Origin of the sequence: Pseudomonas sp. K5002 (assembly GCF_013386655.1) — a bacterium.
GTDB lineage: Bacteria > Pseudomonadota > Gammaproteobacteria > Pseudomonadales > Pseudomonadaceae > Aquipseudomonas.
On sequence record NZ_JACARK010000166.1, the window covers coordinates 394 to 11924 of the forward strand.

Consider the following 11531-nt stretch of genomic DNA (forward strand, 5'->3'; position numbering starts at 1 on the left):
CTGCTGATCCGCGAACACGCCAACACGTTGCAGGCGGCCCAACGCACGGCCAATAACATCACCCAACTGATCGACGCTGACGTGCTGCGCAACGTCGAGCTGTACGACTTGTCGATCAAAGGCCTGATCGCCGCCACCGAACGCACTGATTTGGCTGGGGTATCGGCCGGCATCCGTCACCTGGTGCTGTTCGACCGGTCGGAAGCGGCGCCCTACAAAGGCGACATCCTGTTGCTGGACAAGGATGGCAACGTGATCGCGGACTCAGCCCTGCAGACGCCCAAATCCGCCAACTTCGCCGACCGCGATTACTTCCAGGCCCATCGGCAGAATCCCGACCTGGGCCTGTTCATCAGCCGGCCCTTCACGGCGCGCTGCGTGTGTGACGACCAATGGCGTATCGCATTCAGCCGCCGGGTTTCCGGGCCGGATGGGCGATTCCTCGGCGTGGCCGTGGCCACCATGCGCCTGTCGTACTTTCAGCAACTGTTCCGCAGCCTGAATATCGGCAGCGACAGCACCATCAACCTGATCAACCGGCAAGGCATCCTGCTGGCCCAGCAGCCGCTGCTGGAACGGGACATGATCGACAAGGACCTCAGCCAGCGGCCCAACGTCGCGCGCATATTGCACGAGCGCGACGGCAACTTTCGCGGCACCTCCAGTGTGGATGAGGAGCACCGCCTGTATACCTTCTCAACGGTGGGCGATTTACCGCTGATCGTCGTCGTGGGGCTGTCCACGAATGACATATTCGCCCCCTGGAAGCGCGCAGCACTGGTGATCAGCGGCGCCACCGGGATTTTGTGCATCGGCCTTTTGTGGCTGACCTGGATGCTCTGCATGGAACTGCGCAGGCGCCACCGTGCCGAGCAAGTGCTGTCAGAACTGGCAGCCACCGACGCGCTCACCGCCCTGGCCAACCGCCGCACCCTGGACCAACGCCTGCGCCTGGAATGGGACCGCGCCCAGCGTTCGGCCGAGCCATTGACAGTGCTGATGATTGACGTGGACCACTTCAAGGCGTTCAACGACCGACATGGCCATCAAGGTGGCGACGAGGCACTGCGCACGGTGGCGCAGGTGATCGAGGGCAATATCCGCCGCCCGGCTGACCTCGCGGCTCGCTATGGTGGGGAAGAATTTGCAGTGGTGCTGCCGCATACCGACAGCCAGGGTGCGCGCGTGATTGCTGAACATATCCGCAGCAGTGTCGAACACCTGCCGCGAGTGGGCGGGGATACGGTGCCGATTACCGTCAGCATCGGCCTCAGTACCTGGACCAAAAACAGCCGCACCACGCTGGAGGAATTACTGCTCAACGCCGACCAGGCGCTGTATGAGGCCAAGCATACCGGGCGTAATCGCGTTGTTGATGCCGGCGCTTTAAAGCCGTGACGCGAAGCATCACAGGAGGCGTTACCACGCAGAGCGTGGGAACGATCAAAAAAAAGGCCACCCGAAGGCGGCCTTTAAAAACAAAAGGAAAGAGAGTTGTTACTTACACCGCCGCGACGGGACGCATGTAAGAGATCGGTGCGGTGCTGGCATCTTCGAAGGTCACGACTTCCCAGGCATCTGTCTGTGCAATCAGCTTGCGCAGCAGTTGGTTGTTCAGGGCGTGGCCAGACTTGAAGCCTTTGAACTCGCCTATCAGGCTATTGCCCAGCAGGTAGAGGTCACCGATTGCATCGAGGATCTTGTGCTTCACGAATTCGTCTTCATAGCGAAGGCCGTCTTCGTTCAGTACACCATCCGCGTCGACCACAATGGCGTTTTCAACGCTGCCGCCGAGTGCGAGGTTGTGCTTGCGCAGGTACTCGATGTCACTCATGAAACCAAAGGTACGGGCGCGGCTGACTTCTTTTACGAACGAGGTGCTGGAAAAATCCACGCTTGCACTTTGGGTGCGGTCACGGAATACCGGGTGATCGAAATCGATCTCAAAGCTCACTTTAAAGCCTTCGAACGGGACGAAGGTGGCGCGCTTGTCGCCGTCTTCTACTGTCACTTCCCGCAGAATGCGAATGAACTTCTTGGCTGCGTCCTGTTCTTCCAGGCCGGCAGATTGAATCAAGAATACGAAGGGTCCGGCGCTGCCATCCATGATCGGGACTTCGGACGCGGAGAGCTCGACGTAGGCGTTATCGATGCCCAGACCGGCCATGGCCGAGAGCAAGTGCTCCACCGTGTCCACTTTGACGTCACCGTTGACCAACGTGGTCGACATCGTGGTTTCGCCAACATTTTCCGCGCGAGCAGGTATCTGCACCACAGGGTCCAGGTCGGCACGAACAAACACGATGCCGGTGTCGACAGGTGCGGGCTTGAGGGTCAGGTATACCTTCTCCCCGGAGTGCAGACCTACACCTGTGGCACGGATAATATTCTTCAGGGTGCGTTGTTTAATCATGGCTTGGACCGCTTCAGCGCAAATTGCGAACTGGTATCAACAAAGGCTGGCGATAATAGCAGACCAGACCTTTGCTGAACACCAATCACCTTCATAGCCCTGATACATTCCATTAATCGGCCTGACGACGCAGGAAAGCCGGGATGTCCAGGTAGTCCAGGTCATCTTGCGGATTCGGGCTGCGGGATGCAGCAGCACCGGCCTGAGCCTGGTTGCGCATCACGGTCGGACGATCCAGGTCACGATAGTTCACAGACGGCAGTTCCTGGCGCGAAGGCGCTGGAGCGGCAGCTTGCTGGCTGGCGTGGCTGGTATGGACGGTGTTGTCGATGACCTTTACAGGCTTCTCGATTTTCGCACCCAGGCCGGTCGCAACAACGGTCACGTGCAGTTCGTCGCGCATGTCCGGATCGATAACGGTACCGACCTTGACCATGGCGTGCTCGGAAGCGAAGGCTTCGATGATGCTACCCACGTCGGAGTACTCACCCAGGGACAGGTCAGGACCGGCGGTGATGTTCACCAGGATGCCGCGTGCGCCTTGCAGGTTCACGTCTTCCAGCAACGGGTTGCGGATGGCCGCTTCGGTAGCTTCACGTGCACGGTTCGGACCGCTGGCGCAGCCAGTGCCCATCATCGCCATGCCCATTTCGCTCATCACGGTACGTACGTCGGCAAAGTCGACGTTGATCATGCCCGGACGCTTGATGATGTCGGAGATACCGCGAACGGCACCGGCCAGTACATCGTCAGCCTTGGCAAACGCGGACAGCAGGCTTGCGTCCTTGCCGAGGATGGTCAGCAGCTTCTCGTTGGGAATGGTGATCAACGAGTCGACGCTTTCGGACAGCAGACGGATGCCTTCATCGGCGATCTGCATGCGCTTGCGACCTTCGAACGGGAATGGACGGGTCACGACGGCAACCGTCAGGATCCCCATTTCCTTGGCCACTTCGGCAATGATCGGCGCAGCACCGGTACCGGTACCACCGCCCATGCCCGTGGTGATGAACACCATGTTGGTGCCTTGCAGCACTTCAGCGATGCGCTCGCGGTCTTCCAGGGCGGCTTGACGGCCGACTTCCGGATTCGCGCCGGCACCCAGGCCCTTGGTCACGGCTGTGCCCAATTGCAGGATGGTGCGTGCACCGATGCTTTTGAGGGCCTGGGCGTCAGTGTTGGCGCAGATGAATTCAACGCCTTCAATGTTGCTCTTGACCATGTGGTTGACAGCGTTGCCGCCGCCACCGCCGACGCCGATCACTTTGATGACCGGGCTTGCGGGGATGTTGTCTACGAGTTCGAACATTTTCCCTCTCCTTTCATTTCTCTAGTTTTTTCGCCTACTACTTGAAACGGTGTTGCGGTAAATCTTTAGAAATTGCCTTTCACCCAAGCCTGCAACCGCTCGAACAACGGCGCTTTCGCTTCGTCGTCGCTTCTGTAGCTGTCGCGGTTGCTCGGGCCCGACAGGGAAATGCCGTCGGTCTGCTTTTGCAGCCCGTACAACAGCAAGCCCACACCGGTGGAATAAATCGGGTTGCGCACTACGTCGCCCAGGCCTTTCACGCCATGGGGCACGCCCAGGCGGACCGGCATGTGGAAGATTTCCTCGGCCAGTTCGACCGCGCCTTCCATCTTCGAGGTGCCACCGGTCAGCACGATGCCGGCCGGGATCAAATCTTCGTAGCCGCTGCGACGCAGTTCAGCCTGGATCAGGGTGAACAGTTCGTCGTAGCGCGGCTCGACCACTTCGGCCAATGCCTGGCGCGACAGTTCGCGCGGTGGACGGTCGCCCACGCTTGGCACCTTGATGGTTTCACCGGCACCGGCCAGCTTGGCCAGGGCGCAGGCGTAACGGATCTTGATTTCTTCGGCGTACTGGGTCGGTGTGCGCAACGCCATGGCGATGTCGTTGGTCACCTGGTCACCGGCAATCGGGATCACGGCGGTGTGACGGATCGCACCCTCGGTGAAGATCGCGATGTCCGTGGTGCCGCCGCCGATGTCCACCAGGCACACGCCCAGTTCTTTTTCGTCGTCGGTCAGTACCGAGTAAGCCGAAGCCAACTGCTCGAGAATGATGTCGTCGATTTCCAGGCCGCAGCGGCGCACGCATTTTTCAATGTTCTGTGCAGCGTTGACGGCGCAGGTCACTACGTGAACCTTGGCTTCCAGACGTACGCCCGACATGCCCAGGGGCTCGCGAACGCCTTCCTGGTTATCGATCACGTAGTCCTGCGGCAGGGTGTGCAGCACGCGCTGGTCAGCCGGGATCGCCACGGCTTGCGCTGCGTCGAGTACCCGCTCCAGGTCAGCCGAGCTGACTTCGCGGTCGCGAATCGCGACGATGCCGTGGGAATTCAGGCTGCGGATGTGGTTGCCGGCAACGCCGACAAATGCCGAGTGAATCCGGCAACCGGCCATCAGCTGCGCTTCTTCGATGGCGCGCTGGATCGATTGCACGGTGGATTCAATATTCACCACCACGCCCTTCTTCAGGCCCCGGGACGGATGCGTGCCGATTCCGACGATTTCCAGCGTGCCGTCGTCCGCGACCTCGCCTACCAGCGCCACCACCTTGGAGGTGCCGATATCCAGACCGACGATCATTTTGCCGCTTTGCACGTTTGCCATGGGTCCTGCCTCTTCTTAATTCTTCGCGACAGCAGGTTGCGCTGCCGTGGGCGCCGCAGGGGCCCGCCAGCCGACGGCAAGGCCGTTGGCGTAACGCAGGTCGATGCTCGCAATGTTCGTAATCTGTTCTTTCAAGGTCTTTTCATAGATGGCGATAAAACGGCGCATCTTTTCCACCAGGTTGCCGCGTCCCAGCAACAACTCGATGCCCGGGCCGGAACTGCCTGCACCCGTGGTCAAAAACCAGCTGCCCCGCTCGCGCAATTCCAGTCGCGCAATCGAGAAGCCCAACGGCCGCAGCATCTGGCTCAACGCCTGGTACTGCTGCATCACTTGCTGCTGCGCCCGCTGCGGTCCGAACAACTGCGGCAGGTGCTCGTAATTCGCCACTTCGCGAGGTGCAAACGCCTGGCCCTGGTTGTTCAACAGCGCACCATCACCCCAACGGGCCACGGGCAGTTGTTCTTCCAGGCGGATCGTCACTTGATCCGGCCACACGCGACGTACTTCGGCGTGGGCAATCCATGGCATCTGTTCCAGCTCGGAGCGCATGCCTGCCAGGTCGATGGTGAAGAAGCTCGACGCCACAAACGGGGCGATTCGCTGCTGCACGGCTTGCTGGCTGATGTAGCTCAAGTCACCCTGCACGCTGATCTTGGTGATCGGCCGGTCGGCATACGGCAGCAGGCGCTGGGCGCCTTCATACGTACCGAACCCCAGGGCCACCAGGATCACCGGCCAGAACAACGCCTTGAGAAAACCAAAGTTGGCTTTCGGCATGCGCGCCGACATCGGCTCTTTAGCCACCATTCGGCTGGCACCACGCGGCACCGGCTTGCGGCCGGGAGCGGGTTGCTGATGACGAAGCGATGCGCCGTTCATGGTCTTAGCCTCGTGGCTCTATGCTTGCTGCCAGGATCGCCAGCACCAACTGCTGGAAATCCAGGCCGGCGGCACGAGCGGCCATGGGTACCAGGCTGTGGTCGGTCATCCCGGGTGCAGTGTTGACTTCCAGGAACCAGAAGTTCCCCTGGTCATCCTGCATCACGTCTGCCCGCGCCCAACCGGCGATACCCAGCGCCTCACAGGCTTTCGCCGTGAGGTCCATCAATTCCTGTTCCTTGGCTGCGTCGAGGCCGCACGGGATCCGGTACTGGGTATCGGAGGCCACATACTTGGCGTCGTAGTCGTAAAAGGTGTGAGGCGTGCCCAATGCGATGGGCGGCAATACCTGGCCACGCAGAGTAGCGATGGTGAACTCGGGACCTTGAATCCACTGTTCCACCAACACTTGCGAATCGTAGGTACTGGCCGCTTTCCATGCGTCAATCAATTCGGCGGCTGAGTTCACTTTAGCCATGCCGATACTGGAGCCTTCATGGGCTGGTTTGACGATCAAAGGCAGGCCCAGTTCCTTGGCTGCAGAAATACAATCGTCTTCGCTGCACAGCACGCTGTGACGCGGGGTCGGAATACCCAGGCTGTGCCACACCTGCTTGGTGCGCAACTTGTCCATGGCCAGGGCCGAAGCGAGGATGCCGCTGCCGGTATACGGAATGCCCAGGCACTCCAGCAGGCCCTGCATGCTGCCGTCTTCACCGCCACGGCCGTGAAGAATGATGAAGGCGCGGTCGATCTTCTCGGCCTGCAGGCGCGACAGGAAGTCATCACCCACGTCGATGCCGAACGCATTCACACCGGCACTTTGCAGCGCTTCCAGCACGGCATTGCCGGACTTCAGCGACACTTCACGCTCAGCGCTCTTGCCACCGAACAGCACCGCAACCCGGCCGAAGTCGGCAGGTTGAATGGTCGAGAACAGGGAGCCGTAGTCAGTGGTCATTTCGACTTCCCCTGTGCGGCGGCAAACAGCGGGCTTGCCAGCAATTTAGGGGCGAGGCCACCGATGTCACCGGCACCCTGGCACAGCAGGATGTCGCCGGCACGCAGCAGCGGCTTGACGATCGGCGCCAGGTCCACACCACGCTCGATGTAGATCGGGTCCAACTGGCCGCGTTGACGGATGCTGTTGCACAGCTTGCGGCTGTCGGCACCCGGGATCGGTTCTTCACCGGCCGGGTAGACTTCCATCAGCAGCAACACGTTGGCATCCGCCAGTACATTGACGAAATCGTCGTACAGGTCGCGGGTACGGCTGTAGCGGTGCGGCTGGTACACCATCACCAGGCGGCGTTCCGGCCAACCACCGCGTACGGCCTTGATCACCGCTGCCACTTCGGTCGGGTGGTGACCGTAGTCGTCCACCAGCATCACGTTGCCGCCGTCCACCGGCAGTTCGCCGTAGACCTGGAAGCGACGACCCACGCCGGCAAAACCCGACAGGCCTTCGACGATGGCTTCATCGCTGACGCCTTCGTCGGAGGCGATGCAGATGGTCGCCAGGGAGTTGAGTACGTTGTGGTTGCCCGGCATGTTCACCGAGACATCCAGCGGCTCGCGGTCAGGACGCAGCACGGTGAAGAAAGTCTGCATGCCTTGCTGGCGCACATTGATCGCGCGCACGTCACAGTCTTCGCTGAAGCCGTAGGTCACGGTCGGACGCTTCACCAGCGGCAGGATTTCGCGCACCACCGGATCGTCCAGGCACACCACGGCCAGACCGTAGAACGGCAGGTTGTGCAGGAACTCGACGAAGGTTTTCTTCAGTTTGTTGAAGTCACCGTCGTAGGTCGCCATGTGGTCGGCGTCGATGTTGGTCACCACGGCCACCAGCGGTTGCAGGTGCAGGAAGCTGGCGTCGCTTTCATCGGCTTCGGCGATCAGGTAACGGCTGGTCCCCAGTTGTGCATTGGTGCCGGCTGCATTCAGGCGGCCACCGATGACGAAAGTCGGGTCCAGGCCACCGGCGGCGAACACCGAGGCGATCAGGCTGGTGGTGGTGGTCTTGCCGTGGGTACCGGCGACGGCGATGCCGTGGCGGTAGCGCATCAGCTCAGCCAGCATTTCGGCACGCGGCACTACGGGAATGCGGCGTTCAAGGGCGGTGGCCACTTCCGGGTTGGAGGTGTTCACAGCGCTGGAGACCACCAGCACGTCGGCTTCGGCAGCGTTCTCGGCGCGGTGGCCGATAAAGATTTTTGCGCCAAACGATTCCAGGCGCTCGGTGACCGGCGACATTTTCAGGTCGGAGCCGGACACCTGGTAACCCAGGTTCAGCAACACTTCGGCGATCCCGCACATGCCCACGCCGCCGATACCGACGAAGTGGATGCGACGGATGCGGCGCATTTCCGGTTGCGGCATGGCTTTCTGATTCTCAACCATGGGCCACCTCCAGGCAGATATCGACCACGGTGCGGGTTGCGTCAGGTTTGGCCAGGCGGCTTGCGGTGCTCGCCATGCTGTTCAGTCGTTCCGGTTGCATCAAAACCTCGGTCAGGCGTGCGGCCAAATCGGCGGCGCCAGTCGTTCTTTGCGGCAGCAGGAAGGCAGCGCCCTCCCCGGCCAAATATTCGGCGTTGCGGGTCTGGTGATCGTCGATCGCGTGGGGCAAAGGCACCAGCAAGGACGGCAGACCGGCGGCAGCCAGTTCACTGACGGTCAACGCACCTGCGCGACAGACCACCAGGTCGGCCCAGCCATAGGCTTGGGCCATGTCTTTGATGAAGGGCTGCACATTCGCCTCCACACCCGCTTCGCGGTAGCGCGTGGCGGTCACTTCATCGTGGTTCTTGCCGGCCTGATGGAAGATCTCGGGGCGCAATGCTTCAGGGAGTTGCGACACCGCTTCAGGCAGCAATTTGTTCAAGGGTTCGGCTCCCAGGCTTCCGCCCAGGATCAACAGGTGCGCCTTGCGACCAGCCAACGGCTGGCGGGCGATGTCCATGAACAGTTCGGTACGCACCGGGTTGCCGGTGGTACGCAACTTGTCCGCGGCACCAAAGGTCTTCGGAAACGCCTCGCATACCCGTGCAGCCAAGGGCACCAGCAGGCGATTGGCAGTGCCGGCCACGGCATTCTGCTCGTGGACGATCACTGGCACGCCGGCGAGTCTTGCCGCAACACCGCCCGGGCCGGTCACGTAGCCACCAAAGCCCAGCACGCATACCGGCTTCACTTCGCGGATCACCTTGCGCGCCTGCCACACGGCCTTGAGCAACACGAACGGCGCCTTCAGCAGGGACAATTTGCCCTTGCCACGCAAGCCGGTGACGTTGATCAAATGCAGCGGCAAGCCGGCATTCGGTACCAGATCATTTTCGATGCCGCGCGGCGTACCGAGCCAATGCACGGTGTAGCCACGGTTCTGGAACTCACGGGCACAGGCCAGCGCCGGGAACACGTGGCCACCGGTGCCGCCTGCCATGATCAGCACGTTAGCGCCCATGGTTCGGCTCCTCGGCGAAGTCGCTTTCGCTGAACTCCATCTCTTCGCTGCCCAGGTGGGTCCGACTCTCCCACTCGATACGCAGCAACAACCCGAGACAGGCGCAGCAAATCACCAACGAGCTGCCGCCGTAACTGAGGAACGGCAAGGTCAGGCCCTTGGTCGGCAGCAGGCCGACGTTCACCCCGATGTTGATCAGGAACTGGCCGATCCACAGGAACGACAAGCCGTACGCCACGTAGGCGGCGAAATATTGCTTGGCCTTTTCGGCCCACAAGCCGATGTACATGCCGCGAACACACACGAACACGAACAGCGCGACGGTGCACAGCGAACCGACCACGCCCAGCTCTTCGGCGAGTACCGAGAACACGAAGTCGGTGTGGGCTTCCGGCAGGTAGAACTGCTTCTGCACGCTATTGCCCAGGCCCACGCCCAGCCACTCACCGCGACCGAAGGCGATCAACGCCTGGGTCAACTGGTAGCCGGAACCGAACTGATCGGACCACGGGTCGGTAAAGGTAATCAGACGGGCCATCCGGTAGGGTTGCGCCTGCACCAGAATGGTCACGGCGGCCACCGCCAGCACCACCATCAAGGTGAAGCGGAACAGGCCGACGCCACCGAGGAACAGCATCGCCGCCGCCGCCCCCATCATTACAACGGTGGCACCGAAGTCCGGCTCCATCAGCAACAGGCCGGCCATGGGCAGCAGCACGATGAACGGCTTGAAGAAGCCCATCCAGCTTTCGCGTACTTCTTTCTGGCGCCGCACCAGGTAGCCGGCGAGGTAGATCACCACGAACACCTTGGCGATTTCCGAGGGCTGCACGTTGAACGCACCGAAGCCGATCCAGCGCATCGAGCCGTTCACCTCACGCCCGATGCCGGGCAGGATCACCATCACCAACAGGCCGAAGGCGCCCACCAGCATCAGCCAACCCAGGCGCTGCCAGGTGGCGATCGGGATCATCATGGTGACGATGCATGCGCCAAGGCCAATCACCAGGTACACCAGGTGACGGATCATCATGTACAGGGTGTTGCCCGATTGCACCGCAGCCACTTCCGAGGAGGCCGAGGTGATCATCACAAGGCCCAGGCCCAGCAGCGCGAGGCAACCGGCAAGCATCGGGAAATCAAGGTCGATACCGCGCCCGGTAATGATCGGCGACGGGTACGGCTTGATGATGTTACGGAAATTGATACTCATGCCAAGGCCTCCACGGCGCGGGCGAACAGCTGGCCGCGCTCTTCGTAGTTCTTGAACATGTCGAAACTGGCGCAGGCAGGCGACAGCAGCACCACGTCGCCCGGCTGAGCCAAGGCTTTGGATTGGGCAATGGCATCGTCCAGGGACTGCGCGCGCACCTGCGGTACGGCGTCGCCCAGGGCATCGGCGATCAGGCCGGAATCACGGCCCATCAACACCACGGCGCGGCAGTTGGCGGCGACCGGGCCTTTAAGGTCCTTGAAGTCGGCACCCTTGCCGTCGCCACCGGCGATCAGCACGACCTTGCCCTGAATGTCGGCACCCAAGCCTTCGATGGCAGCGAGTGCCGCACCGACGTTGGTGGCCTTGGAATCGTTGTAATAGCCAACACCAGCCAGCTCGCGAACCCACTGGCAGCGATGCTCAAGGCCGGCAAAGCTGCGCAGGGCCGAGAGCATGGCGTCGAACGGCAAGCCAACTGCGTGACCGAGCGCCAGCGCCGCCAGGGCGTTGGCCTGGTTGTGGGCACCACGGATTTTCAGTTCGCGCACCGGCATCAGGTTCTGGAATTCGAAGGCCAGGTATTTCTCGCCGTTCTCTTCCCGAAGGCCGAAGGCCTTGAAGTCAGGCTTGTTCAGGCCGAAGGTCCAGCACGGCAGACCTTCGCCGATCAGCGGACGGCTCAGGGCATCCTGACGGTTCACCACCACTTGCCGCGCGCCACGGAAGATCCGGTGCTTGGCCAGGTGATACGCCGGCAGGCCGCTGTAGCGGTCCATGTGGTCTTCGCTGACGTTGAGCACGGTGGCCACTTCGGCGTTGAGCTGGTCAGTGGTTTCCAGCTGGAAGCTCGACAGCTCCATCACGTACAGCTCGACGTCGTCGTTGAGCAGGTCCAGCGCCGGCGTGCCGAGGTTGCC

The 11531-nt window shown here is 61.5% G+C and carries 10 protein-coding genes; 1 reads left to right on the plus strand and 9 read right to left on the minus strand.

Annotated elements, in window-relative coordinates:
• Positions 1–1398 (plus strand): diguanylate cyclase (locus tag HX846_RS09305; protein WP_178965303.1); only part of this gene is annotated, 1398 nt, incomplete at its 5' end.
• Positions 1399–1501: 103 nt separating this feature from the next.
• Here the strand turns inward: HX846_RS09305 and lpxC are convergent.
• The 9 genes from lpxC to murD all read right to left on the minus strand — a co-directional run.
• Complete coding sequence (lpxC, locus tag HX846_RS09310; protein WP_003216227.1) at positions 1502–2413, minus strand: UDP-3-O-acyl-N-acetylglucosamine deacetylase; 912 nt, start codon at positions 2411–2413, stop codon at positions 1502–1504.
• Between the two features lie 112 nt (positions 2414–2525).
• The gene (ftsZ, locus tag HX846_RS09315; RefSeq protein ID WP_003216225.1) at positions 2526–3722 is read right to left on the minus strand and encodes a cell division protein FtsZ; all 1197 of its coding nucleotides are present in this window, start codon (positions 3720–3722) and stop codon (positions 2526–2528) included.
• A 65-nt stretch (positions 3723–3787) separates the two neighbouring features.
• Positions 3788–5050, minus strand: coding sequence for a cell division protein FtsA (ftsA, locus tag HX846_RS09320; protein ID WP_003216224.1), 1263 nt, complete (start codon positions 5048–5050; stop codon positions 3788–3790).
• Positions 5051–5065: 15 nt separating this feature from the next.
• Positions 5066–5932, minus strand: a complete 867-nt coding sequence (locus HX846_RS09325) for a cell division protein FtsQ/DivIB (RefSeq protein WP_023659197.1) — start codon at positions 5930–5932, stop codon at positions 5066–5068.
• Between the two features lie 4 nt (positions 5933–5936).
• Complete coding sequence (locus HX846_RS09330) at positions 5937–6893, minus strand: D-alanine--D-alanine ligase (protein ID WP_003216220.1); 957 nt, start codon at positions 6891–6893, stop codon at positions 5937–5939.
• Positions 6890–8335, minus strand: a complete 1446-nt coding sequence (murC, locus tag HX846_RS09335) for a UDP-N-acetylmuramate--L-alanine ligase (protein WP_003216219.1) — start codon at positions 8333–8335, stop codon at positions 6890–6892. Before murC ends, HX846_RS09330 begins: the two co-directional genes overlap by 4 nt.
• Entirely contained in the window at positions 8328–9398 is a 1071-nt protein-coding gene (murG, locus tag HX846_RS09340) for an undecaprenyldiphospho-muramoylpentapeptide beta-N-acetylglucosaminyltransferase (RefSeq protein WP_178965304.1), read from the minus strand. The genes murC and murG overlap by 8 nt, the downstream gene beginning before the upstream one ends.
• Positions 9388–10611, minus strand: coding sequence for a putative lipid II flippase FtsW (gene ftsW, locus HX846_RS09345; RefSeq protein WP_003216215.1), 1224 nt, complete (start codon positions 10609–10611; stop codon positions 9388–9390). The genes murG and ftsW overlap by 11 nt, the downstream gene beginning before the upstream one ends.
• The coding region (gene murD, locus HX846_RS09350; protein WP_178965305.1) for a UDP-N-acetylmuramoyl-L-alanine--D-glutamate ligase at positions 10608–11531 on the minus strand (924 nt) is incomplete at its 5' end. The genes murD and ftsW, both read right to left, overlap by 4 nt.